The 26998-nt window shown below is 51.9% G+C and carries 20 protein-coding genes; 18 read left to right on the top strand and 2 right to left on the bottom strand.

The window, feature by feature from the left end:
- The first annotated feature begins 3 nt into the window (after positions 1–3).
- The 6 genes from GC101_RS32255 to GC101_RS32230 all read left to right on the top strand — a co-directional run bounded on the left by GC101_RS32255 (position 4) and on the right by GC101_RS32230 (position 6998).
- Positions 4–777 carry an SDR family NAD(P)-dependent oxidoreductase gene (locus GC101_RS32255; RefSeq protein WP_171720636.1) on the top strand — a complete coding sequence of 258 codons (774 nt, stop codon included), beginning with the start codon at positions 4–6 and terminating at the stop codon, positions 775–777.
- A 314-nt stretch (positions 778–1091) separates the two neighbouring features.
- Entirely contained in the window at positions 1092–2078 is a 987-nt protein-coding gene (locus tag GC101_RS32250) for a Gfo/Idh/MocA family protein (protein WP_042133752.1), read from the top strand.
- A 57-nt stretch (positions 2079–2135) separates the two neighbouring features.
- A complete protein-coding gene (locus GC101_RS32245; protein WP_171720635.1) occupies positions 2136–3011 on the top strand; it encodes a radical SAM/SPASM domain-containing protein in 876 nt (291 codons plus the stop codon).
- Positions 3012–3125: 114 nt separating this feature from the next.
- Entirely contained in the window at positions 3126–3800 is a 675-nt protein-coding gene (locus GC101_RS32240) for a response regulator transcription factor (RefSeq protein ID WP_171720634.1), read from the top strand.
- A complete protein-coding gene (locus GC101_RS32235) occupies positions 3797–5164 on the top strand; it encodes a sensor histidine kinase (RefSeq protein ID WP_171720633.1) in 1368 nt (455 codons plus the stop codon). The genes GC101_RS32240 and GC101_RS32235 overlap by 4 nt, the downstream gene beginning before the upstream one ends.
- Before the next feature lie 895 nt (positions 5165–6059).
- The gene (locus tag GC101_RS32230) at positions 6060–6998 is read left to right on the top strand and encodes an alpha/beta fold hydrolase (RefSeq protein ID WP_246354607.1); all 939 of its coding nucleotides are present in this window, start codon (positions 6060–6062) and stop codon (positions 6996–6998) included.
- 529 nt (positions 6999–7527) lie between these two features.
- On the opposite strand, the gene GC101_RS32225 is transcribed toward GC101_RS32230, so the two are convergent.
- Positions 7528–8532 (bottom strand): LacI family DNA-binding transcriptional regulator, encoded by a 1005-nt coding sequence (locus tag GC101_RS32225; protein WP_171720631.1) that lies wholly within the window; start codon positions 8530–8532, stop codon positions 7528–7530.
- Positions 8533–9023: 491 nt separating this feature from the next.
- Here GC101_RS32225 and GC101_RS32220 point away from each other — a divergent pair, with 491 nt between their 5' ends.
- The 11 genes from GC101_RS32220 to GC101_RS32170 all read left to right on the top strand — a co-directional run bounded on the left by GC101_RS32220 (position 9024) and on the right by GC101_RS32170 (position 24929).
- Positions 9024–10385, top strand: a complete 1362-nt coding sequence (locus GC101_RS32220; protein WP_171720630.1) for an ABC transporter substrate-binding protein — start codon at positions 9024–9026, stop codon at positions 10383–10385.
- A 138-nt stretch (positions 10386–10523) separates the two neighbouring features.
- Positions 10524–13409: an extracellular solute-binding protein gene (locus tag GC101_RS32215; protein WP_171720683.1), complete on the top strand. Its 2886-nt coding sequence runs from the start codon at positions 10524–10526 to the stop codon at positions 13407–13409.
- Positions 13410–13463: 54 nt separating this feature from the next.
- Complete coding sequence (locus GC101_RS32210) at positions 13464–14336, top strand: carbohydrate ABC transporter permease (protein WP_081970408.1); 873 nt, start codon at positions 13464–13466, stop codon at positions 14334–14336.
- Between the two features lie 5 nt (positions 14337–14341).
- Positions 14342–15241 carry a carbohydrate ABC transporter permease gene (locus tag GC101_RS32205; protein WP_042133769.1) on the top strand — a complete coding sequence of 300 codons (900 nt, stop codon included), beginning with the start codon at positions 14342–14344 and terminating at the stop codon, positions 15239–15241.
- A 13-nt stretch (positions 15242–15254) separates the two neighbouring features.
- A complete protein-coding gene (locus GC101_RS32200; protein ID WP_343049843.1) occupies positions 15255–16763 on the top strand; it encodes an NHL repeat-containing protein in 1509 nt (502 codons plus the stop codon).
- The gene (locus GC101_RS32195) at positions 16744–17364 is read left to right on the top strand and encodes a YIP1 family protein (RefSeq protein WP_171720629.1); all 621 of its coding nucleotides are present in this window, start codon (positions 16744–16746) and stop codon (positions 17362–17364) included. Before GC101_RS32200 ends, GC101_RS32195 begins: the two co-directional genes overlap by 20 nt.
- A 14-nt stretch (positions 17365–17378) precedes the next feature.
- The gene (locus tag GC101_RS32190; protein WP_171720628.1) at positions 17379–19958 is read left to right on the top strand and encodes a DUF5696 domain-containing protein; all 2580 of its coding nucleotides are present in this window, start codon (positions 17379–17381) and stop codon (positions 19956–19958) included.
- On the top strand, positions 19955–20854 hold the full coding sequence (locus GC101_RS32185; RefSeq protein ID WP_171720627.1) for a carbohydrate ABC transporter permease: 900 nt from the start codon (positions 19955–19957) through the stop codon (positions 20852–20854). Before GC101_RS32190 ends, GC101_RS32185 begins: the two co-directional genes overlap by 4 nt.
- A 24-nt stretch (positions 20855–20878) precedes the next feature.
- Positions 20879–21889, top strand: a complete 1011-nt coding sequence (locus GC101_RS32180; protein WP_171720626.1) for a carbohydrate ABC transporter permease — start codon at positions 20879–20881, stop codon at positions 21887–21889.
- Positions 21890–21914: 25 nt separating this feature from the next.
- A complete protein-coding gene (locus GC101_RS32175) occupies positions 21915–22955 on the top strand; it encodes a glycosyl hydrolase (RefSeq protein WP_171720625.1) in 1041 nt (346 codons plus the stop codon).
- Between the two features lie 42 nt (positions 22956–22997).
- Positions 22998–24929 carry a cellulase family glycosylhydrolase gene (locus GC101_RS32170; RefSeq protein WP_171720624.1) on the top strand — a complete coding sequence of 644 codons (1932 nt, stop codon included), beginning with the start codon at positions 22998–23000 and terminating at the stop codon, positions 24927–24929.
- 89 nt (positions 24930–25018) lie between these two features.
- On the opposite strand, the gene GC101_RS32165 is transcribed toward GC101_RS32170, so the two are convergent.
- A complete protein-coding gene (locus GC101_RS32165) occupies positions 25019–25852 on the bottom strand; it encodes a helix-turn-helix transcriptional regulator (RefSeq protein WP_171720623.1) in 834 nt (277 codons plus the stop codon).
- 117 nt (positions 25853–25969) lie between these two features.
- On the opposite strand from GC101_RS32165, the gene GC101_RS32160 reads away from it, so the two are divergent.
- Complete coding sequence (locus tag GC101_RS32160) at positions 25970–26812, top strand: NAD-dependent epimerase/dehydratase family protein (protein ID WP_171720622.1); 843 nt, start codon at positions 25970–25972, stop codon at positions 26810–26812.
- Positions 26813–26998: the final 186 nt, after the last annotated feature.

Here is a 26998-nt window from a genome sequence, read left to right as displayed (position 1 = left end):
ACGATGATTAATCTTTTTGATTTAACAGGCAAGACAGCCATTATTGCCGGTGCTTCCAGCGGAATCGGTGTGCAGTTCGCCGGCATGCTGGCTGATCAGGGTGCGGATGTGGCCATTCTGGCCAGACGATTCGACAAGCTGGCAGTAGTGGCTGAGGAACTTCGTGCCAAATATCCGGAGCGGCGGATTATCCCTATTGAATGTGATGTGAGAAAAGAAGATGAGATTATCGCCGCAGTCTCTAAGGTGATGGAGGCTTTTGGCCAAATTGATATTCTGATTAATAACGCCGGTGTGGTGGACTCTGTGCCGATTGATGCGCTGGAGGAAGAAGCCTGGGACCGTGTCCTCGATACGGATCTGAAGGGTGTCTTCCTGATGTCGAAGCATGTCATCCGCCACATGAAGGATCGCAAATACGGCAAAATCATCAATACCGCCTCCATGCTGGGCCTCACGGCATCGGCTTCGATTCCAACCCATTCCTACAATGCGGCCAAAGGAGGAGTGATCCACCTGACCCGGGGTGTGGCGGCTACGTATGCCAAGCACGGCATTACCGTCAATGCGATCGGCCCCAGCCTGTTCCATAGCGAGATGACGGAGAACACTTTGTTCACCGAGCAGGCGCTGCGGATGTACAACGCGGTCTGTCCGATGGGCCGGCCCGGCAATCCGGGGGAGCTGAACGGGGCGGTGCTGTATTTTGCCTCGGATGCCTCCAGCTATACTACCGGCCAGACTCTGTTTGTAGACGGCGGCTGGACGATTGTATAGAAGCTGCATCGTATAGAAGCTTTATAAAAGATTGCATAAACACTGCATAAACATTGCATATTAGACGAAGCGCCTGCATTTATGCAGGTGCTTTTTTTCACAAGCAGAATCTAGCGGAATTTGTCGGAAATTACGGCTGAAAAGTGGACATACCTACCACGGAATGAGAAAATAGCAGTTATAGATCAGTATGACATGCTGGAGCCCTTCTGCTGTCCTGAGTAAGGATGGGATAGGCTCAGCGGTAAATAGAAGGATACTTAATTGTGTTCGGATATATAGTCTTATATTTATAAAAAAGGACGGGATCATTCATGACAATTCGTTTCGGGGTCGTAGGCACTAACTGGATTACTGACCGCTTCGTTCAAGCCGGACTGGAGAATGAGGAATTTATCCTCACAGCCGTGTATTCCCGCACAGAGGAGAAGGGACGGGCTTTTGCCGCAAAATATGCAGGAGCTTCGATCTATACGGATCTGGAGGAGATGGTATCCGGCGCAGAGGTGGACGCGGTCTATATCGCCAGCCCCAATTCGATGCATGCGGAGCAGTCCTTAATCTGTCTGAACCATGGCAAGCATGTCATTTGCGAGAAGCCGGCTGCCTCTAACAGCACAGAGCTGAAGGCAATGATTAACGCGGCGCGCAGCAATGATGTGCTGCTGATGGAAGCGATGAAATCAACCTTTATGCCGAATTTTGGCGTAATCCGGGATAATTTATATAAGCTGGGTCAAGTGCGGCGATATTTCGCCGGTTATTGTCAATACTCATCGAGATACGATGCTTACCGCCAGGGCACGGTGCTGAACGCCTTCAATCCGGAATATTCAAACGGCTCGCTGATGGACCTGGGCATCTATTGCCTGTATCCCATGGTGGCATTGTTCGGCAAGCCGGACTCGGTCAAGGCAGTGGGCATGATGCTCTCCTCCGGAGTGGACGGCGAAGGCAGTATGGTAATGCGTTATCCGGATATGGATGCCGTGGTCATGCATTCCAAGATCGCCGACTCTTATCTGCCGGCGGAGATTCAGGGTGAGAACGGAACGATGGTCATCGACAAGATCAACCAGCCCTATCAGGTCAAAATCCATTACCGTGACGGCACCATCGAAGAGCTTACGCTGCCGCAGGTGTTCGAGCCGATGTATTATGAGATTCAGGAGTTCATTCATCTCTTGAAGAGCGGCCAGCGGGAGAGCGGAACTAACAGTCATGCCAATTCTCTGGCGGTTGCCGAGCTGATGGAGGAAGCAAGAAGCCAGATCGGCCTGCGCTACGCCTCGGATCTATAGCTGTATGGGCATGTACGGCCTGAATTAGGATGTACGACTGGAAAAGGGGAGCGGAACTTGAAGACTTTCAAAAAGGTATACATCGAGATTACAAGCGTCTGCAACCTGGCCTGCAGCTTCTGTCCGCCAACCGAGCGGCAGAAGAATTTCATGAAGCTGGAGACGTTCAATACCATACTCGATGAGATTAAACCGCATAGCAATCATATCTACCTGCATGTCAAAGGCGAGCCGCTGCTCCATCCGAAGCTCGGCGAGCTGCTGGATGCAGCGCATGCCAAAGGCTTCAAGGTCAACATCACGACCAACGGCACGCTGATCCATAAGGCGGGACCGAAGCTGCTGGGCAAGCCGGCATTGCGGCAGATAAACTTCTCGCTGCACAGCTTCGACGGCCATGCGGGCTCCGAGAACCGCGAAGGTTATGTGTCGGAGATTATCCATTTCGTCCGGGAGATCTCTGCCCAGGGCGTCATTGTCTCGTTCCGGCTGTGGAACCTGACGGAGGACAACCGGACGAATCTGGAGAAAAGCCGCAACCGCGAGACGCTCGCTCTGCTGGAGGAGGCCTTCGGGCTCGACTTCCGGATCGAAGAGAAGGTTGTCCCCGGCAGCGGGGTGAAGATTGCCCCGCGTGTCTATCTGAACCAGGATCACGAGTTCAGATGGCCGGCTCTGCACGAGCCGGAGGACGACGGCAAGGGCTTCTGCCATGCGCTGCGCAGCCAGGCGGCGGTGCTGGTGGACGGCACGGTTGTGCCGTGCTGCCTCGATGGCGAAGGCGTGATCAAGCTCGGCAATATTCACGAGACACCTTTCTCCGAGATTGTCGAGGGCGAGCGGGCGAATAATCTGTTCTACGGCTTTTCCCGGCGGGAAGCTGTTGAGGAGCTGTGCCGCAAATGCGGGTACCGGCAGCGGTTCGGAACTTAGAGGGTTAGCGGGTACTGGTGCTTATGCTGGTGAATACAGGAAGCTGCCGCAGGGGAAGTTAAGCTTATATCTGAAATATCAGTACAGGCCGGACAATGCGAAAAGAGGGAACGGATGCCTACTATACTTGTTGCAGACGACGATGCGAACATCCGCGAACTCGTCTGCCTATTTCTGCGTAATGATGGATACACAACAGCTGAAGCCGCGGACGGCAAGGAAGCACTGGAGGTCTATGCCAGGGAGCATGTTGATCTCGTCGTGCTCGATATTATGATGCCGGTGATGGACGGCTGGACGTTATGCAAGGAGCTTAGAAAAGCCGATCCTGATCTTCCGCTACTGATGCTGACGGCCAGAGGCGAGACCTGGGAGAAGGTGAAGGGGTTCGAGCTGGGCACGGATGATTACCTGACCAAGCCGTTCGATCCGCTGGAGCTGACGGTCCGCGTCAGGGCGCTGCTCAAACGGTACCGGATTGGCAGCGCGCAGATGATCCGGTTCGGCAGCACTACCCTCGACCGGCAGACTTACAAGGTGATCAGCGGGACAGAATCGCTGTCGCTGCCGCTCAAGGAGTTCGAACTGCTGTACAAGCTTGCCGGGACACCCGGACAAGTCTATACGCGTGAGCAGCTGATCGATCAGATCTGGGGAATAGATTATCCCGGGGATGACCGGACGGTAGATGTGCATATCAAGCGGCTGCGGGAGCGGTTTGCGGCTACACCTGATTTTCGCATAGAGACTGTGCGCGGGCTGGGCTACCGGCTTGAGGTTACCGAATGAGCAAATCCTTATATACCCGGGTTGTCCTGACCTTCCTGGTCTCCGTAATCGGGGGGACGGTTATTTCCTTTTTTGTGGCTACATGGCTGTTCAGAGATAAATTAAACGAGAATCTGCAGCTCCCCCTGCTGCGCTTCGGACAGGATATTGTCCGGATCTATGACGCCTTCCCGCTGAGTGAGGCAGATGCGTTCGTACACGGAATGCAACAACTTGAATCCTACCATATCCGGATTTATGAACAGACGGGCCAGTTTCAGTCTTTCGGGGAGCTGCATGAGAATAAGCCGGTTACCGTGACCACGGAACAAGTGAAGCAAGTCTTGTCCGGGAAGATTGTTCAGCTTAATCCAACGGGAATTTCCACTACGCTCTTAGGGCTGCCGCTCACAACTGATGCGGGGACGAAAGCGATGTTTGTAGAGCCCATCGGTCCTCCTTCCACCTCTTTTGTCCTGACATGGATTCTGAACTTCTCGATCTATTCGCTGGTAGCAGGAAGTCTCGTGATTCTGGTTGCTGCCATGTTTCTGGTCCGGCCGATCAAAAAGCTGACCAACGCGACCCGGCGGATCGCAGCCGGAGATTTCAATGTGAAGCTGAATATTAAGCAGAAGGGTGAGCTTGGTACTTTGGCACGGAGCTTCGAAGAGATGATGCGTGAGCTGCAGCAGCTGGAGCAGATGCGCAGGGAATTCGTCACCAATGTGTCGCATGAGGTTCAGTCACCGCTGACCTCCATATCCGGGTATGCACTGGCGCTTAAGCAGATGAATATCCCGGAGGGCGAGCGGAACCGATATCTGGATATTATCATCAGCGAAGCGGAGCGGATGTCCAAGATGAGTGACAGTCTGCTGAAGCTGAGTCTGCTGGAATCGCAGTCCCGGCAGCTGCAGCTCACCACATTCAGCCTGGATGAACAGATCAGACGGGTAATCGTTGCACTCCAGCCGCAATGGTCGGCCCGAAGCATCAGCTTCGAGCTTCATCTGAAGGCCGTCCGGCTGACGGCTGACCATGATCAATTCAATCAGGTGTGGACGAATCTGCTGGGGAACAGCATCAAATTCTCCAGGGATGGCGGCGTGATCAGCGTCAGTATCAAGCAAGATTATAAGAACGTGACCGTGCGGATATCCGACACGGGCATCGGGATCTTGCCTGAGGACCAGAAGCGGATCTTCGAACGGTTCTTCAAGGCTGACCGTTCCCACAGCCGCCAGTATAACGGAAGCGGTATGGGACTGGCCATTGTTAAGCAAATCGTCTTGCTCCATCAAGGCGATATCCGGGTGGAGAGTGAGCCGGGACGGGGCGCGAGCTTCATTGTCACCCTGCCGGTCACTGCACCGGCGGATTAGTCTGTTCTGCTGCGGCAACCTGCTCAAGCTTAGGCTTGTGCAGGTTGCCGCAGCTTTTTTTCATTGACTGGAAAAGTATGCTACTCACCTTTTGTGGATAATATGTGCATAATATTGTGGATAAGTTACATTGGAATTTGGAGCAGGAACCTTCTCTGGAGGACGATTGTTGTTCTTGTATCAGAAATCCCTCTGATTCCGCCGAAAGTGGGCAGTATAGGGAAATTAAAGGGATAAATCCCTCTGAATCCGCCGAAAGTGGGCGGCACGAGGAAATTAAAGGGATAAATCCCTCTGAATCCGCCGAAAGTGGGCGGCATGGGGAAATTAAAGGGATAAATCCCTCTGAATTCGCCGAAAGTGAGCGGCACGGGGAAATTAAAGGGATAAATCCCTCTGAATCTGCCGAAAGTGAGCGACACGGGGAAATTAAAGGGATAAATCCCTCTGAATCTGCCGAAAGTGAGCGGCAAGCGGGAATGAGGGGCAGAAGTGCCCCTGAATTCGCCGAAAGTGGCCGGCACGAAGGAATGAGGGGCAGAAGTGCCCCTGAATTCGCGGAAAGTGGGCGGCAAGCAGAAATGAGGGGCAGAAGTGCCCCTGAATTCGCCGAAAGTGGGCGGCAAGAGGAAATGAGGGGCAGAAGTGCCCCTGATTCACCCGTAAGGGTGATTTTATTCAAATATAAAAATATATATGTTTCGCACGGTAACTTATCCTTCTATTGCTCGCTGAAACACCCCGTCCTTATAGGACGGCGTAGCCGTTTCCACTTGTATGCAGCTGTTCATATTCCGTTCATATTGCCGTCACGGGGAGTACATCTTCATTGTGTAAGCTTACCTTATTGGTTCGTAAGGATCTTAATCAAACGATGAGGACAGGTGCATGTATAATGAAAAAATGGCTTAGGGTTACGCTTAAATCTATTGCAGCAATAATGATCGCCATAGTGCTTTTTTTAGCTGTTGTGTTTGTAGTGAATATTATCAGCAGCAAATCGGAGCAGGGGAAAATTGAGTCTTACGGCCAGCTGGTGCCTGTAGACGGCAAAAAGATGAATGTACTGATTCAAGGGACAGGCGAGGAAACTGTGGTGCTGCTGCCTGGTTATGGCACGGGCGCTCCGGCACTGGATTTCAAACCTCTGATCGACGAGCTGTCTCCGCATTACACGGTAGTAGCGGTTGAGCCGTTCGGCTATGGATTAAGTGATGGAACCGATAAGGAACGGACTAACGATAATATTGCCAGCGAAATTCATGAGGCATTGCAGCAGCTTGGGATTAAACGTTACACGCTGATGGGGCACTCCATTGCCGGCATATACGGACTGGATTATGTGAACAAGTACACAGACGAAGTGACTGCTTTTGTTGGAATCGACAGCAGTGTGCCGACACAAGGCGGGATGGATGCTGAAATGCCTATCGGACTGTTTAAGTTTCTGGACAACTCAGGTCTGATGAGAATGCTCAAGAAGCTGAGCGGTGACCCGTATGCCGGACTGCCATATGATGATCATACCAAGCAGCAGATGAAAATGATCTCGAATAAAAACTCCAGCAACGACACTACTATGAATGAAATGAAACATTTCAATGATAACTTTACAGCGGCTCAGGCTTTGGCATTCCCTAAGGAACTCCCGCTGCTCCTCTTCATACAGGCTAATAATACAGATGTTGAGGGTTGGCAGACGCTGCATGAAGGGCAAGTGAAGGATTCTGTGCACGGCAAACTGATCCCGCTTGAAGGGGAGCATTATTTACACCACACTCTGTCTAAAGAGATCGTCCAGGATTACAAGGAGTTCATGGAACAAGCCAAATAATAGAAGCTCGACGCTATATTCTGGATAACAGAAACAGCGGCAGCCGGGACAGTAACAAGTCTTGGATTGCCGCTGTTTTGTGATGATAATTGTAGTTAGCTTAGTTGATTATTTACGGGATTAAGAAACCTGGCAAGCTTTTCTTTATAGGCTTCAATGTCATGAAAAGTCTGAAGCAGCCATTATCATTACCACCTTTAGATGGAGGTCTGAGCGGACTGAGATTCCCTTATTTCGCCAAAAAACCTCATAATAAGGCTGAAGCGGACTGAGATTCCGTTATGTTGTTCTTTTGAGCTTAAAATGAGGATGATTAGGATACTTAGCGGAATCTCAGTCCGAATCCCCCGCAATTTCCCCAACTCCCGCAGGATAGAGGAATCTCAGTCCGCTTCACAGCTGGATGAGTCATGAGGCCCCGCCGAAGTTCCATTTGTGGAATGGATAGCTCCATGCGCAGCCGCTAAGCTCCCTCTTGATTCACCCGTAGTATAATTATGTTCGGCAACATACGCCCGGCTTACCTATATCAGTCCCTGACAATAAGATCAGCCTGAATTAGGATTTTCTCATAGCTTGTACCCGGGTTCAGGATTCTCCACAGCATATGATCTACAGCTCTTGTACCGAGCAGCTGCTTGTTAACATTAACGGTTGCCAGGAACGGCAGGTTGGGGTGCGTATTATCGAAACCGGTAAACACCAGATTGTCAGGAACGGGCATACCCATAATCTCCATCGTCTCCAGGGCGAACAAAGCGTAAATATCATTAGCACATACAAAAACCTCGGGCAGACCGTGTTCGGTAACAGCCGCAGTGAAGGTTTCCCGGAAATTATCAATCTCCGGCCCGTTAAGGGAAGGGTTCTGCTTAAGTTCGATCTCGTTATCCTCAAGTGCGGCCCGGAAGACCAGGAACCGTTCATAGAAGCTCTGGGCATCACGGATGTTGCCGAGGAACTGGTAGTTGCGGTAGCCCTTTTTGATGACAAGGTTCATCAGTTCTCTCATGCAGGACAGATTATCGGTAAAAATAGAATCGCACGGAAAGCTGGGATCGTAGTGATCCACCATCATGACCGGAATGCCGAGACTTCTGATCTCTGCCAGAATCGGTGTGGAAATGGAGCCGACTGTAATGACCCCCATGATGGCCTCGGGATTGAGGAGCGAGAACATTGAATCATCTTTGGGCTCTGTCAGCGTTAGCACATTAATGCCCCGCTGATCCAGCCGGGTAGAGATGCCGTTGAACAGCGGGCCCCAATATAAGGAGTCCGGATTCTGGTAGCGGATGTTGGGAAATAAGATCAGAATGGTTCCCGACCATTTGCGGGCATCCAGATCGATAAGCTCACCCGGAGGCTGCGCAGCGGTTGAGTCTTTAAAGTATCCGAGCTGCCCTGCCGCTTTGAAAATCATATCTCTGGTCTGTGAGCTGACTCCGGGTTTGCCGGATAATGCCCGTGACACTGCAAATTTAGATAGCCCCGTAAAATCTGCTATGGATTGGATCGTTACTTTACGCCGCATGAAATCATCCTACTTTAGTCAGTTTATTTAGTCTCTTCAGAAGAACTACATTCCAATTTTACATGAAGAAGAGTAGACTAACACTTGTTTTTTTAGTTTTCTGAAAATGGTTTTGCCTATGAATCTATCTGTTATTGTGATTATAGTTTTATATTATCTTTTTGTTTTTATATAATGTTATTTTGTTATGCTAAAGATAACACTGTTATACGCCTTCAACAAGAGATAAGCGATTTTTCCCCGTAAAAAAGCCTTTTTTATGTTAAAATAAGGATTTTTAATAAAATATTATTGACCATTTTCCTGCTCGGTGGTAATATTTGTTATGCTAAGAAAAACAAAATAACAATAACAAACAGGGGCGGTGTGAAAAACAAACAAAGGTAAATGGGCTTTTGTTATTTTTTTAATCAGCATTGTAAGCGCTTTATCCGAGATGTGGCAGCACTGACTTATTCATCGTTTATCAATTATCATGGGAGGTTTGACGGATGAGAAAGATAAAGGGGTATTCAGTTTTATTATTGTGTTTTGTTTTTTTACTTACAGCCTGCAGCGGCGGCAACAATGCAGCCAATAATACCAAGGCCAATGCGACGGCAGAGCCTGCTGCTACAGAGGCAGTGGCAGAAGCAACAGCGGAACCGACGGCAGCACCTGTTGATATGGGCGGACGTGTAATTAAGGTAGCGGCCTGGTGGGATCTGAAGCCTGCGGGCAATTCCGCATCCGAGAAGGAACGTCTGGCCAAGATTACTGAAGTGGAGCAGAAGTACAACTGCAAGTTCGAATTTGTAAACGTTCCCTTCGAAGAATTCATGCCTAAATTCACAGCTACCGCGCTTACCGGCGAACCCTTTGCCGATATCGTAATTATGGAGTACAACTCGGCCTGGCCGGCAATCCTCAAGGGACAGCTGATGAAAGTAAGCGAATATACAACAGCGGCTTCCAATATCAACAACGAAGCTAATCTGCTGGTGAAGGCGCCAAAAATTGCTAATGAGGACTACGCCTTTGCTGAACCCGGTGTGGGTGGAGCCGGTATTCACTACAACCGTGACTTGTTCAAGAAGCTTGGGCTTCCTGACCTGCAGGAGCTGTATGCCAGCGGACAATGGAATTGGGAGAAGTTCGTTGAAGTTGCCAAGCAGGCAACCAAGGACACAGATAATGACGGCAAAATCGATACTTACGGCTTCTCAGGCTGGGCGATCGATATGCTGCGTAACTTCTCCGCTGCCAACGGCGGCAAGCTGGTGGATGAAGCAACAAGCACTCAGGGTCTGACTGATCCGAAGGTTATTGAGGCGGCTGAATTCATTAACCGTCTATACAACGTAGAGAACGTAGTCAAAGTCAAAGGCGCAGACAAAGTCGGCTATGACGAATTCAATACCTTCAAGGATGGCGATGTAGCGATGTTCCCGGCTCCGATCTGGAACCTGGGCGATCTGACCTTCGATTTCGGTGTGGTTCCTTTCCCGAACGGACCTTCCGGATCGCCTGAAGTTACCTATGCCGATAACGGCAAGAATGCATTCTTCGTTCCCAAAGGTGTGAAAGATCCGCAGGCGGTCTATCAGGCTTTTGAAGATACCTATGATATTACACAAACCGGTGATTTCCCTAGCCAGGAATGGCTGGAAAGTATCTACGCACATGAAGAAGATGTCGCTATGATGCATGAGCATATCAACAACACAGGCCAGATTCTGCTTGAAACCGCTTACCCGGAATATCCGACCTCCGGTTATATGAAGGACATCATTGTAGACAATCAATCGGTTACTGCAACTGCCGAGAAGTATAAGCCGGAAGCAGAAGCTTCCATTGCTAAGCTAGGCAAGTAATAGGAGGGTTCCGGATCGTCATAACAACGGGGGGATGTCTTGGTGACTCCCCCTATTGTATGGATATAAGATTTCCGCTTGTAAGGAGGACTTCTGGTGACAGATAAAAAGCGTCAATCCAAAATAGCCAAGAATATAATGCTTGCTGCTGTAGCATTGCTGATCATGCTTCCGGCAGGCTTGAATGTACAGGCGGAGACTGGCACGAAGAAGGCTGTCTCTGCAGAAGAGCAGGTTCCCGGCGTTACCTCCGGGATTGCGGCGAATACCGGGAATAAATACGTTGCCTATCTGGCTGAACATAAGGACGCTCCCAGACCTGATCAGGAAATTATTCTGGAGGCGGCTGACTATAGTCATGTAGAAGGCGGCGGCTTCGAGAAGTGGTCCGATTACGAAGGTATGGCCGGTGAAGCGCTGTTAACCGGTGAAACCGGCAAGGCCGAGTGGACTGTTCAAATTAAGGAAGCCGGCTTTTATAACCTGTCGATGCTGTACTATCCCGTCGAAGGGAAAAGTTCGGCTATTGAGCGCGCCTTCTATATTGACGGGAAGCTTCCTTTCAAGGAGGCGGCGTTCCTGCAGTTTGACCGGATTTGGGATAATCAGTCGGATCAGCTGGTCCAGGACAATCAGGGCAACGACCTGCGGCCAAGGCAGGTGGAGCGGCCGGTCTGGAGCGAGAAGGCGTTTCAGGACTCCGACGGTTATGAGAATGAGCCGTTTTTATTTTATTTCAGCGCCGGCACACATACGCTAACGCTGGAATCTTCAAGAGAACCTGTACTGATTAAGCAGCTGAAGCTGTTCAGGCAGAGTGCGCCGCTGCCGTACGAAGAAGCGAAGAAAGCGTGGGACTCCGAAGGCATGCAGGCCGTAAGCGGCCAGCTCCTGACCGTTCAGGCAGAAGACGCAACGGCGAAATCCTCCCCGACGTTGTACCCGCTGAATGAGCGTTCGAGCCCGGCAGTGACTCCGTACAGTTCTTCTGTAATCAAAATTAACACGATTGGCGGGCTGAACTGGCGGATACCGGGTCAGTGGATTGAATGGGAAGTAGATGTGCCTGAGACCGGATTCTATAAGCTGGCCTTCAAGACGCAGCAGAATTATGTGCGGGGAATCTATTCAACCCGGAAGCTGACCATTGATGGTACCGTCCCGTTTGCGGAAATGGCCAAGGTTCCTTTCCGGTATAAAAGCTCTTATCGGCTGGACATTATGGGCGGCAATGAGCCCTATCTATATAAGCTCGGCAAAGGCAAACATACCATACGGCTGGAGGTAAGCCTGGGTGAGTTCGCCCCGCTCATCCGCGAGGTAGAGAACAGCCTGTACAATCTCAACTCCATGTACCGCAAGATCCTGATGATTACGGGTACAAAGCCGGATGAGTACCGGGATTACCAGCTGGACCGGAAGATTCCGGGCCTCCTGGAGGTATTCGCAGCGGAGCGCGACCGCCTGAAGGGGATTGCGAAGGAACTGGTCCGTTTATCCGGACAATCCAGTGATCAGGAAGCGCTGCTCAAGACGATGGCCGAGCAGCTGGACGAGATGATTGAGGACCCGGATACGGTCCCCAAAAGACTTACCGCCTACAAGACGAATACCGGCGGACTCGGCACCTGGGTCCAGACGGCAAGAGAGCAGCCGCTTGAAGTGGACGCACTCTACATAGCTTCACCTGATCAGAAGCTCTCGAAGAAAGGGATGGGCTTCGGCGCGAAGCTGAAGCATGAGACCGCAGCCTTCTTCACTTCTTTCTTCACCGACTACAACCAGATCGGCAATGTGTCGGATGAGGATGAGCAGAAATCGGTTACCGTATGGATCGGCAGCGGACGGGATCAGGCCAATACGATGAAGGCGATGATTGATGAGACATTCACCGCTGCCACCGGGATTAATGTCAATCTGAAGCTGGTCAACATGACCACGCTGCTTCCGGCGACCCTGGCCGGACAAGGGCCGGATGTGGCAATGCAGATCGGCAATGATCTGCCGGTTAACTTTGCAATGCGCAATGCGGCGGCAGATCTGACGCAGTTTGCGGATTTCGGGGAAGTGAGCACACGTTTCCGCGAGAGTGCGGTGCTGCCTTACCGGTATGACAGCGGTGTCTATGCCCTGCCTGAGACCCAGACCTTCAATATGCTCTTCTACCGCAAGGACATTCTGGAGGAGCTGGAGCTTGAGGTTCCGCAGACCTGGGATGAGGTATCCACACTGCTCGCGGTGCTCAGCAAGAATCATATGCAGTTTGGCCTGCCTGTAGTGGTCCAATCGGCAGTGCAGGGACAGAACATCCCGCCGAACTCGATGTTTGCCGCGCTGCTGTTCCAGAATGGCGGGCAATTCTACCGGGATGGCGGCAAAGAGTCAGATCTGGATTCGCGTACCGGAATCGAGACCTTCAAGCAATGGAGCGAGTTCTATACCGATTACAAGCTGGAGAAGGAATATGACTTTGCCAACCGCTTCCGTACAGGTGAGATGCCGATCGGCATCGCGGATTATACGCTATACAATCAGCTGTCTGTGTTTGCACCGGAGATCAGGGGCATGTGGGGCTTCGTGCCGATCCCCGGAACCGTGAAGGAAGACGGTACGCTGGACCGCACAGTCTCCAGTGGCGGCAGTGCAGTCGTAATGCTGGATAAAGCAAAGGACAAGGATGCGTCCTGGGAATTCATGAAGTGGTGGACGAGTGAACAGACGCAGACGGTGTTCGGGCGTGAGATGGAAGGCTTGATGGGTGCTGCCGCACGTTATCCGACAGCGAATATCAAAGCGCTGGACAGCTTGCCTTGGCCGATCGCCGATTACGAGAATCTGAAAGCCCAGTTCGAATGGGCGGAAGGGGTTCCTGAGGTTCCGGGCGGATATTTCACGGGCCGGCATTTGTTTAATGCTTTTTACAAAACAGTGGTCGGCGGTGTGGAAGCCAGGGAATCCATTATGGACTATGTCCAGTATATTCAGGACGAAATCACCACCAAACGCAAAGAGTTTGGTCTATAGCGGTAAGGGGGAGAGTCAAGCGTGCAAACTTGGTGGAGCCTGAAATGGCAGCAGATGAGAGCGAATAAGCATTCGTACATTCTGATGGCGCCGTATATGCTGTTGTTCGCCGTATTTACGGTGCTGCCGGTATTGGTCTCGGTTGTGCTTAGCTTCACATATTTCAATATGCTGGAATTTCCGAAGTTCATTGGGTGGCAGAACTATACGCGTCTTTTTTTGGAGGATGATGTATTCCTGATTGCCCTCAAGAACACACTGCTGTTCGCAGTAATTACAGGTCCGATAAGCTATATCGCCTGCTTCGTGTTCGCCTGGATCATCAATGAGCTGTCTCCGAAGCTGAGAGCGGTAATGACGCTGGTGTTCTACGCACCGTCCATCTCGGGGAACGTGTACTTCATCTGGCTGATGATCTTCTCCGGGGACCGGTACGGGATCATGAACGGGTTGCTGCTGAAGTTCGGCTTCATTCTGGAACCGATCCAGTGGCTGAAGACAGAAGGCTATATTATGCCGATCATCATCCTGGTCCAGTTATGGCTCAGTCTGGGAACGGGCTTCCTGACCTTCATTGCCGGACTGCAGACCGTGGATGGAACCTTATACGAAGCGGGAGCCGTGGACGGAATCAAGAACCGCTGGCAGGAGCTCTGGTATATCACCTTGCCTTCCATGCGCCCGCAGCTGATGTTTGGTGCTGTCATCCAGATTACGACCGCGTTCGCCGTAGCTGATGTTTCGATTGCCCTGGCCGGGTTCCCGAGCGTGAACTATGCAGCGGAGACCATCGTGACGCATCTGATCGACTTCGGCACCACAAGGTTCGAGATGGGCTATGCTTCAGCGATTGCTACTGTATTGTTCTTCATCATGGTAGGCACCAACCTGGTGGTGCAGAAGCTTCTTAGAAAGGTGGGTGAATAGAAGACATGAATACCCCCTTTCAAATAGGTTCCAAACGGTTAAACCGGCCTTTGCGGATGCCCAAGAAGCGGGTGAACCGCTCTGCCTGGGGCACCTTCTCTTTATTTGCCCTGCTTACTGTATTCGGGGCGTTTATGATTTTGCCGCTGGTGTATGCAATTAATAATGCGTTCAAGCCGCTGGACGAAATCTTCATCTTCCCGCCGACGCTGTTTGTCCGGCACCCGACGATGAACAACTTTATCGATCTGTTCAACCTGCTGGGGAATTCATGGGTGCCGTTTTCCCGGTATATTTTCAACACGGTGTTCATTACCGGTGCAGGGATTATCGGGCATGTCCTGCTGGCTTCGGCGGCAGCGTACCCTCTGGCCAAACATCATTTTCCGGGCAAAAAAGCACTGTTCAGCATCGTTGTCCTCTCGCTGATGTTCACACCGGCGGTGACGGCTATGCCAAACTATATGATCATGTCCTGGCTGGGCCTCATTGATACGTACTGGGCGGTTATTATACCGGCCTTCGCTTATTCGCTTGGCCTCTATCTGATGAAGCAATTTATGGAGCAGATTCCCGATGTGCTGCTGGAAGCGGCTAAGATTGACGGGGCCAGCGAATACCGTATTTTCTGGTCGATCGTGATGCCGAATGTTAAGCCAGCCTGGCTGACACTCATCATTCTGTTATTCCAGATTCTCTGGGGCAGCGACGGCAACGGGTTCATCTACAGCGAGCAGCTGAAATCACTGCACTTTGCAGCGGGCCAGGTGGTTGCAGGAGGGATTGCCCGTTCCGGTCCCGCGGCAGCGGTGGCCCTCATTCTGATGAGCGTGCCGATCACGCTGTTTGTGTTCTCGCAGAGCCGGATTATAGAGACCATGGCAACTTCGGGAATGAAGGATTAAGGGGGGAACGCAGTTGATCGCAAAAAAATGGCTGCTGTCACTTATGGCGGCATCCCTGCTGATTGTGTATGCAGCTCCCGCTCCGGCGCATGCAGATTCTGCGCCTTATGAGAGCTACAACTATAACTATTGGGAAGAAGCAGTGCCCGCTCCTGCGGCGTATATCCCTGACCGGACCCTGTCCGGCAAGGATCTCGGGGTAGGCGATTTCCGGGAACCCGGCGACATGGCCGTGGCGGCAAGCGGACTGATCTATATAGCCGACAGCGGAAACGGGCGGATTATTTGCCTGGACCCGGACTGGAAGGTCGTTAAGGTCATTAATAGCTTCGATAATCAGGGCGCGGAGGATACATTCAAGAATCCATCCGGATTGTACATTACGGAAGACGGCAATTTGTATGTTGCCGATACGGATAACGGGCGTGTGGTGATCCTGTCCCCGGAAGGGGAGCTGCTCGGCATGGTGGAGAAGCCGGCGTCTGATATTTTGCCGGCGGACTTCAAGTTTATTCCCGTGAAAGTGACTGTAGATCAGGCTGAACGTGTCTATGTCATCGCTAAAGGGATCTTCGAAGGGATCATGCAGTTTGATAAGAATGGCGAGTTTATCGGCTACGTCGGCACGAACAAAGTGCAGCGTGATTATGCCGAATATTTGTGGCGGCTGGTCTCGACCAAAGCGCAGAAAGCCCAGATGGCTCTGTTCGTGCCAACAGAATTCTCCAATATCGATGTGGATGCCAAGGGTTTCCTCTATGCCACCAATATAGATCCGGGCTCCAAGGAGCCGGTCAAACGGCTGAATCCCTCCGGGGAGGATGTCCTGAAGCGGTTCGGATATTTCGATATTAAGGGGGACATCACATACCGCACGGCAGTTGGATCCTCCAAATTCACGGACATTAAAGTGCTGGCAAACGGGATGTACAGTGCGCTTGATGCCAACCAGGGCAAGGTGTTCACGTATAACGACGAAGGCGATCTTCTCTATGTCTACGGAGGGAAGGGCAACCAGACCGGGACCTTCAAAATACCGGTAGCGGTAGAGTTCTCCCAGGGGAATCAGCTCGTACTGGACCGTGGAAAAGGCAACATTGTCATCTTCAAGCCGACCCGGTTCGGCACAAGCGTCAATGAAGCGGTGGGGTATCACTACAATGGTGAAGATACGCTCGCTGTGCCGGTATGGAGGGAAGTGCTGAAGCTGAACTCCAACTACGATATCGCGTATATCGGCATTGGCAAGTCCCTGCTGATGGACAAAAAAAACAAAGAGGCACTTAAATACTTCAAGCTCGGAATGGACCGCGACGGGTATTCGGTAGCCTTCAAACGGTACCGGAGAGAAGTCATGCAGGAGCATTTCGGAACCTTCCTGACAGCGGTAACGATCCTGGTGCTGGCTTGGCTGTCTTATAAGCTCTTCAGCTTCTGGAGAAGGAAGCGGCGGTTAACCGCGTCCAGGCAGGCTTCGCCAAACCTTAAGGAGGGGAACGCCCATGAGGCAGGATTTCATTAAATTCCCGCTGCACCTCATTGTGCATCCGTTTGACAGCTTTTGGGATATGAAGTACGAAGGCAAAGGGAAGGTCCGGGTCGCGTTGACGATTCTGCTGCTGGTCGTGATTTCGATGATCCTGAAGGATCAGTTTGCGGGTTTCCTGGTGAATTATAACGACCCCCGGCATCTGAACAGCATCACGCAATTGTTCACGATTATCTTTCCCTTCTTCCTGTGGTGCCTCTCCAACTGGGCGATCACCACACTCATGGACGGGGAAGGCAAATTCAAAGAAATTATGATGGCTACAGCCTATGCGCTAGTTCCGATTGTAATTATTTATGTGCCGATGATCCTGGCCAGCCGGTTTATGGCGGAGGAAGAAACAGCCTTCTATTATCTGATGATGACGATATCCTCCGTATGGTTCGTCGCGCTATTATTTGTCGGCATTATGACCGTTCATCAATATACTGTGCTCAAAACCGTAATCACGATGCTGCTCACGGTTATTGTCATGGGAATTGTCGTGTTTCTGGGGACGCTCGTCTTAAGCATGCTCCAGCAGATTATCGAATTCTTCGTTAACATTTACCGGGAATTAATTTTCCGTACGTAAAGGAGGCCGCACCTGTGAAAAATCGTAAAATGCTGGTCGCGGTGCTCGCCTGTGCCGCAGTCCTGCTGATCCTTGCCGGTTCTGCCTTAGTCTTCTCCTCACGCGGAGTGAAGGCGGTGGAAGCCTCGGCCTATATGCAAGTAACAGCTGAGCTGGAGGCCGGAACCGGGTTCACCGCACTGCCGGATTCGTCCGGGGGCATTCCGGGTATGCAGCTCGCAGCAGATGAATCTGAGCTGTCCTTATATTTCAATCCAGAGACAACGGAAATCGCCGTGAAGGATAAAAGCCATGGTCAGATCTGGTACAGCAATCCTGCGGGCCGTGAGCAGGATACCCTGGCTTCGGGATTCGAGAAGGAGCTGCTGTCCTCGCAGCTGAACGTACTGTTCCGCGACTCTATAGGGACGCTAGAATCCTATACGAACTTCGCCCAGAGTATCAGCAGCAAACAATTCACTGCCGAGAGCATCAAGAACGGGCTGCGGATTGTATATACGATTGGAGATACCTCCATCGGGATTGATGCGCTGCCTAAGTTCATCAGCAAGACAAGAATGGAAGAGAAGGTCCAGGCTAATCTGGATGCGTCCAGCGCCAAATATGTAGGGCAGCGTTATTATCCGAAAGACGGTGACCCGGAAGTTCTGGAGCGCATTGATGCCCAGGTCTCGAAGCCGCTGGTGCTGAGCAAAATGACCGCAGCCTTCAATAAATCCGGTTATTCTGCGGAGGATCTGGCCTTCGATAATGAGGAGAACGGAGTGGAGGGCGGCTCCGGAGCAAGCAAGCCAAACTTCATCATTCCGCTGGAATACCGGCTGGATGCAGGGTCGCTGGTAGTAACCGTCCCGATGAACCAGGTCAAGGAGAGCGGTGAATACCAGATCCGCAGCCTGGAGCTGCTGAATATGTTCGGAGCAGCCGGTCAGCAGAGCGACGGCTACATGTTCGTTCCGGACGGCTCCGGCAGCCTGATCTATCTGAATAACGGAAAAGTGAAGGAAGAGCAGTATGTTCAGCGTGTATACGGCCCGGACCCGAATGATAACAGCTATAGACGCGGGCAGGTCAGCGAGAGTGCCAGAATGCCGGTCTTTGGCCTGAAAACAGAGGATGCCGCATGGTTTGCCGTGATCGAGAAAGGCGATGCCATAGCCAGCATAGCCGCAGATATCAGCGGCAAGAAGAACTCCTACAACTTCATCCACAGCAGCTACACCCTGCGGGGGGAGGATGAGCTTGAGCTGTATACGGGTTCTACCATTCAGGAAATTCAGCTGTTAAATGAAGAGATTTACAAAGGCGATATTGAGGTCCGCTACAGCTTCCTCGGTAAAGATAAAGCCAATTATTCAGGAATGGCTGAGCTGTACCGGAATAAGCTGGCGGCGGAGCAGGTGCTGCAGCCTCTGGAGACCGGACAGGATGTCCCCTTCTATCTCGATATGCTGGGGGCGGTCGACAAGCAGAAGTCGTTCCTCGGCGTCCCTTACCGGTCCGAGATTGCCATGACCACCTTCGGGCAGGCGGCGCAGATTGCAGAGCAATTGAAGCAGGATGGCGTTGACCGGCTGCTTATGCGCTATACCGGCTGGTCTGCCAAAGGTGTGAATCACGCTACACCGGATAAGCTGAAGACGGAAAGTGTGCTCGGCAGCAAAGCGGAGCTTCTTGAATTATCAGAGCAGCTGGAACAGGCGGGAGGTATGTTATTCCCGGATGTGGCCTTCCAGAAGATCTATCATGATGATGGCGGCTTCACGCCTTCCTCCGATGCCTCCCGGTTCGTGACCCGGGAAGAAGCGGAGCTCTATCCGTATAACCGGGCCTTGAACCGGATGGATATGACGCTCGGAAGCTACTATCTGTTGTCCCCGGCCAAACTGCCCTATTATGTGGACACCTTCATGAGCAAGTATTCAGCTTACGGGTTCAACGGCGTATCCCTGCGGGATCTCGGCAGTGTGCTCAGCTCGGATTTCCGGGTCAGCCGGGTCATTCAGCGGGAGACGGCCAAACAAATCGTAGAGGAGCAGCTGGGCAAGCTGGATCAGAGCATCGGCCAGACGATGGTCGCAGGCGGCAATGCTTATGCATGGCCTTACTCCGATCATCTGATCAATGTGCCGACAGCCTCCAGCGGCTTCGTGCTGACGGATGAAGAAATCCCGTTCTATGAAATGGTTGTCCATGGTTACATCAGCTATACGGGGACGCCGGTGAATCTGAACGATGAGCAGGATCTCAAGGTGCAGCTGCTCCGCTCTATTGAGCTTGGTGCCGCGCCGCATTTCTCCTGGTCGTATGAGCCGTCCTCCAAGCTGAAATACACTCATTTTGACGACATGTATGCCACAAGTTATCAGGATTGGTACGGTCAGGCGGTTTCGCTGTACAAGGAAGTCAGTAAAGTGCTCTCTCCGGTACAGAACGCGCAGATTGTGAACCATATACGCCATCAGGAGGGTGTTGTGGAGGTGCAGTACAGCAATGGTATTTCAATCTATGTGAATTACACAGATATGCCAGTCTCCGTACACGGCTTCACTGTCGGAGCCGGACAATATGGGATAGAAGGTGGGCAGTCATGAGGGGGAGCAAGCTCAGCTTAAATCACAAGCGCTCTTGGCTGGGAGTCGCCTTTATTACGCCGTGGCTGCTTGGCTTCGTGTTCATGTTCGCGGCTCCGCTCATCCAGTCGGTTAAGTTCAGCTTCAGCAAATTAAACGTTGATCCGTCAGGTTTCACACTGGAATGGGTAGGCTGGTCTAATTTCAATAATGCATTGTTTGTAGATGCAACCTTCAACCGCGTACTCACCGAATCCGTCAGGGATATGGTGCTTAACGTTCCAATGATCCTGTTCTTCAGCCTGTTCTCGGCAACGCTGCTGAATCAGAAATTCCGGGGGAGAGTTCTGGCCCGTGCGATATTCTTTCTGCCTGTTATTCTGGCTTCGAATGCGATCTCGGCGGCAGAAGCGTCCGGACTGATCAACCTGGTGGGGGATGCCACGGCTGTGAATGAACTCGGTCAATCCGGCTCCCAGTACAACGTCATGTCTATGGTGATGATTCTGAGTGATATCGGTCTGCCGCTGTCGTTCGTGGATTACATTGTGGATGCTATCCTGCGGATTTATGAGATTATTACGAGCTCGGGTGTACAGATTCTAATCTTCCTGGCCGCGCTGCAGTCGGTGCCGGGAGCGATGTACGAGGTAGCGAAGATTGAAGGGGCGACCGCTTATGAATCCTTTTGGAAAATCACCTTCCCGCTGGTAAGCCCGCTCATCCTGACCAATGTGATCTACACCATTATCGACTCTTTCACGGGTAGCAAAGTAACGCAAATGATCTTCACCACCGCGTTCACCACCCAGAACTTTGGTCTCAGTGCGGCCATGTCGTGGATCTATACGCTGATTATCAGCATCGTCCTGATTATTGTAGGATACTTCCTGTCCAAAAGAGTGCATTACAATTGATTAATCGCAAAGGAGGGTACGGCTATGCAAGCTCCTCAATCTGTTCAGCCTGCTCATAGGGAGGCGAATCACCATAGAGTCCATAAGCTAAAAGGCAAAGCAGTGGATCTTCTATACGCACTGTTCCGCTATGCGCTGGTCATCGGGATCTCCTTCATCATTATTTACCCGCTGCTTATGAAGTTCTCGATCGCCTTCAAGGATAAAGCGGATATTTACAATCCGACGATTTATATGATTCCGGTCCACTACACTATGGATAACATCAGAATGGCGATGCAGATTCTGGACTACTTCCCGCTGCTGGGGAATACGCTGCTCTTCGTCGTAGTGACTACGGTGCTGACCACGGCTTCCTGCGCTTTGGCCGGTTACGGCTTCGCCCGGTTCAGCTTTCCGGGGAGCAATATCCTGTTCGCGCTCGTCATTCTTACCCTGCTTGTCCCTACCAGCACGCTGATGGTGCCGATGTACCTGCATTTCAGAAGCTTTGACATTATGGGGATTATTCATTTGTTTACAGGGAGAAGCGGCATTAATCTGCTCAATACGTATTGGCCATCGATGATTACATCCGCGACTGCCATCGGACTTAAGGCGGGGTTGTTCATTTATATTTTCCGCCAGTTCTTCAAGGGGATGCCGAAGGAGATTGAGGAAGCGGCGCTGATCGACGGTGCAGGGGGCGTGAAGACGTTCCTGCGGATTATGCTGCCCAATGCGGTCTCGCCGATGATTACGGTCATCCTGTTCTGCTTCGTCTGGCAGTATAACGATACCTTCTTCACCTCGCTGTTCATGAGTGAAATTGCACTTATGCCTACGAAGGTCAGCTCGCTGGCCGCGCAGGCCAATGCCCTGCTGCCGGGATTGCTTGGGGTAGGCGGGGGATCGGGTGTTAAGGCGGACCCCAATCACGTAGCGATGATTATCGATACCGGTATCCTGCTGGCGATTCTCCCGCTGATTACCTTATATATGGTGGTGCAGCGTTACTTCGTAGAGAGCGTGGAACGCAGCGGAATTATCGGTTGATCTCATTCAGAGAGGAATTTAGAACATGCATAAAGAGAAGGCATCCCAATATATAGTGGAGCCTAAGCTGGTGAACCCGCATGCGGATGCGGGTGCGCTTAGGCTAATGACCTATCTGTGCAGCATCTACGGGTCCCGTGTATTAACGGGACAGCAGATCGGTGTCGAATCGGCGCCCGAGCTTGAGATTCTGTACGAAGTGACAGGCAAGTACCCGGCTGTCTATGGTTTCGACTTCATGAATTATTCGCCTTCCCGGACGGAGCGGGGGGCGCAGTGCAGTGACACCGATATTGCCATCGGCTGGTGGCGGAGCGGCGGGATTGTCACCTTCTGCTGGCACTGGAACGCGCCCAAGGATCTGATCGATCTGCCGCCCGACAAGACCTGGGGAAGCGGCTTCTATACCAAGGCCACGACCTTTGATCTTGCACAGGCGTTGGATCATCCGGAATCGGAGGAGTATCAATTGCTGCTGCGGGATATGGATGCCATCGCCCTGCAGCTGAAGCGGCTTCAGGCTGCCGGAGTCCCCGTACTGTGGAGACCGCTGCACGAGGCATCTGGCGGCTGGTTCTGGTGGGGCGCGCGCGGCGCTGATCCGTATATCCGGCTGTGGAAGCTGATGTATGACCGGATGACGAATCTGCATAAGCTGAATAACCTGATCTGGGTATGGAACGGCCAGCATGGTGACTGGTATCCGGGTGATGAATACGTTGATATCATCGGAGAGGATCTGTATCCTTCGGCCAGAGACTATAGCTCGCAGAAGGGGCATTTCCAGCGTGCCCGAAGCTATACCGGGCAGAACAAAATCATTGCCTTATCGGAGAATGGAGTGCTTCCGGACCCGGATTCCATGCTGAAGGATCAGGCCCTGTGGGCCTGGAACTGCACCTGGTACGGCACATTTGTGTATATGACTGAAGAGGATGGCCGGAGAGCCTACAGCAGCGGATATACGGAGCGCAAGCATCTGATCAAGTATTATGATCATCCGCTCACGGTAACGAAGGATGAGCTTCCAAATCTGAGGGACGAGGACGAATTAAGCAGCAGTTGAATGAGCATGTGTATTTAGAAATGATTAGGAAGGCGGCCTGAGATGAAGCTGAAACGCTCGTTCGTCATTACCTGTATACTGCTGCTGGCCGTCCTGGTGACGGCAGTTCCTGCGCAGGCGGAAACCCGGGCGAAGAAGAATGCCCTGCAGGCTTATGTTGAATCGCTCGGACCGGGCTGGAACCTGGGGAATACCTTCGAGGCTTCCGGGGACGAAACCTCATGGGGGAACCCGGCCGTGACCCAGGCCTTCATCGGGCAGCTTGCGGAGGAGGGCTATAAGAGCATCCGTATCCCGGTTACCTGGAAGCACCGGATGGGCGATGCTCCTGATTATGCAATCCGGCAGGACTTCATGGCCCGGATTCAGGAGGTTGTTGACTGGTCGCTGGCTGCGAACCTTCATGTGATTATTAATCTTCATCATGACAGTAACTGGGTGATGAACATGGCAGCGGAGCATGATGAGGTGCTGGACAGATTCAATGCCGCCTGGACGCAGATTGCCGGGCATTTCAAGAATTATCCGGACAGCCTGATGTTCGAGAGTCTGAATGAGCCGCGTTTCTCCGACGACTGGAGTAAGGACAGCCCGGAATATTTCACTATGCTGGATGAACTGAATGTGTCCTTTCATACTATTGTCCGGCATTCCGGAGGGAACAACAAGCAGCGGCCGCTGGTACTTTCTACGCTCACTGCTGCCCCTACCCAGGCCAGACTGGATGCATTAGCCGCAACCATCAAGAAATTAAATGATGATAGACTGATAGCAACGTTCCATTACTATGGTTATTATGCGTTCAGTGTGAACCTTGGGGGCTCGACCACGTTCGATACCACGGCCAGGGAGGATCTGATTCAGGCGTTCGACCGGGCTTATGATACCTTCACAGCCAAGGGCATTCCCGTAATTATCGGGGAATTCGGCCTGCTCGGGTTCGATAAATCGCTGAGTACGGTCCAGCATGGCGAGATTCTGAAGTTTTTTGAATACGTTACCTACTATGCCCATGAGAAAAAAATGCCGCTGATGTTATGGGACAACGGGCAGCATTTCGACCGGCGCACATTCAAGTGGGTAGACGAGGAGCTTCATCAGGTGATGAAGCAGGGCTGGAAAGGCCGTTCCTCCAATGCGGAGACGGATTCGGTCTATATTCTAAAGGATGCGGAAATGAAGGATACCGCCATTCCCCTGAATTTGAACGGCAATACGTTCACGGCGTTGCTTAATCAGGAACAAGTGCTTGTAAAAGGAACGGATTATGAGCTTGAGGGAGAGAACCTTATCCTCCATGCCGGGCTGCTGCAGAAACTTGTTACGCAGAAGTACGGTATTAATGCAGTGCTAACTGCCAGATTCAGCGCGGGTGCTGACTGGAGAATGGACATTATTTATTACGACACGCCCAGCTTCATCAGTGCGCAGGCTCCGGAGGGGATATATACAATCCCGGCCTGGTTCAACGGGGATAGTCTGGCAACACTGGAAGCCGTCTATACGGCTGGCGGCAATGCCGGACCTAATGACTGGACTCCCTTCAAGGAGTACTACAAAGCCTTCTATCCGGACTATACGACCGGAGAGATCAAATTCACGGATGAATTCTGGAAAGAAGTGAAGGATGGGGAAGTGCAGCTGAAGATGCATTTCCGCAGCGGTGCAGTTATCCCGTATACGATTACCAAGACAGGCACTCAAATTGCCGGGGTCTCCGCAGAGGATGCAGAAAAGGCGGCAGCGCTGGCTGCGGAAGAAGCGGACGGGCAGGCTGTAGAGGTGCTGGCGGAATCTGCTGATCCGGCATCGGCAGATACTGCAGCAGCAAATTCAGTGGAGAATTCTGCTGAAGCTGTCCAGCCAGAGGAAGCCAGCCAAGGCAGCGATACCTTAGTGATCCTGCTCGCTGGATCGGCGCTGATCGTTGTAGCGGCAGCGGTCATGTACCGGCGGAGAACGGGTAGAAGATAGGCTTAGCGGATAACGAAACAGCAGCAACCGTGGACGGGAGAATCATGTCCTGGTTTGCTGCTGTTATTTTTGAACCCATAAACGCATGATTAATGTTCGCTGGTGTTCATTAGACTTTGCAGACGCGCAGCTGTTTCGGCAGTAGCTGTATAAATCATGATCTTCAGATCTGGATGGCCCTGGGGCTGTAGGGTCATATGTTCGAACTCCAGCTCCCCGATGCCCGGCGCATTCCACTGTTTGTGGCAGTCCGTTACAACCTGAACATCATGCAGCGGCCATTTCTCGCGGAACAGCGGGCTGCTCTGCATAAATTCCCCGATAAGCTCCTTGAACCTCGGGTCATTAGGAAAATGTGCGTAATCCGCACGAAAGCGTGCAACGATGACTTCTGCTTTACTCTCCCAGTCCTCTGAATTCATTCTTCGTTTCCCGCCCGTCAATAACAGTCTCATCCAATTGGGACGCTCCTGCTCACCCTCTGAGAATGAAGGAAAGCCGAAAACCAGCTCCGCTGCCTGATTCCATAACAGCAAATCCCAGCTTCTCCCGATTACGAAGGCCGGATTCGGCTCCAGGGCCTTAATCATCCGTTCCAGGCCTGTATTCAGTTGCTGATCTTCTACGGCCTGCTGCTGCACCGGTCTGGCAAGAAGATGAAGATGGTGACGTTCGTCTTCAGTCAGCCGCAGCGCCTCTGCTATGTTATTCAGTACATCCTCTGAAGGATTGATACTTCTTCCCTGCTCCAGAGAGGTGTACCATGAGGTTCCGATGTGGGCAAGCTGGGCCACTTCTTCCCGGCGGAGTCCCGGAGTCCGCCGTCTTCCATAAGAGACTAACCCGGCTTCTTCAAGAGTCAGACGTTCCCGGCGCGAACGCAGAAATTCTCCTAACGGCATTCTGGAAGAAACCTCTTCCATGTTGAACTCCTCCTTATCCTGACACTGACAGTCCTACGATAAACGCAGGAAGGATGCCAGTTACACATTCTATTATACTGCCAGTATAGCATCTATAAACTTAGGAGGATTTGAACTATGAACATATTTGTAACTGGAGCCACCGGTAAAGTAGGCAGCCGTTTCGTTCCGCGTCTGCTGCAGCGCGGTCATCACGTTAAGCTGTTGATCAGGGATGCTGCCAAGGCAGAGGGGCTTAAGCAGCTGGGGGCTGAGATTGTAGAAGGCGAGCTTCTGCAGCCGGAGCATTATGTGGAGGCTCTCAGGGGGATTGATGTTGTGTTTCATCTGGCAGCTCAGTTCCGCGGGGTAGACGAGAATACCACCTGGATATCCAATTTCGATGGCAGCATCGCTCTGGCCAAGGCAGTGCTGGAGGCGGGGGTGCCAAGGTTTGTTTTTGCGAGCACTAACAATGTCTACGGCTCCGGAAGTAACGCGGGACCCAGTCAGGAGGATGACGAGCTGAAGCCTGCGTTTGCTTATCCGCAGTCCAAAGCCAAGGCTGAGGCAGCGCTGCTGCAGCTTCATCATGAACAGGGATTAGGCCTGCGCATTGTAAGGCTGCCCTTTGTCTACGGTGAGCGGGATCCGCATATCACAGAATTTCTGCCGCTCGCAGGCAATTGGAATCCGGCAAAACGAATGCATATGGCGCACCATGCCGATGTGGGTCAGGCCCTGCTGCTCGCTGCTTCCGCAGACGGGATAGATGGCCGGATCTACAACGTCGGTGACGACGCACCGATCACCATTGCGGAGCTGCAGAAGCTGCATCATTTTGAAACCTCCCCGGAAGCGCAGCAGCAGGAATTCAATCCATGGGAGGGTGTCATTGATACCACCCGGATCAGAGACGAATTACATTACCGGCCGATTTTCCCGTCATTCTATACGGCTAGGGATGCAGGTGCACTTTAAATTGGATTTATCTTCTCCCGGCAATCTGGTATACAATATACAATAGTAGTGCATTTTCTTGACCGCAGGCTTCTCTTCAGAAGCTTGCGGTTTGTTGTATTAACAGTTTGAATAAGATGAACTAAAGAAATCTGGACACAACAGCGGCTGGAAGGCCAAATATTCACCGCAGTTACGTCCTCGCCC

The organism is Paenibacillus phytohabitans, from assembly GCF_013141775.1.
Taxonomy (GTDB): Bacteria; Bacillota; Bacilli; order Paenibacillales; family Paenibacillaceae; genus Paenibacillus_AQ; species Paenibacillus_AQ phytohabitans.
This window is presented reverse-complemented; position numbering and strand designations above follow the sequence as displayed.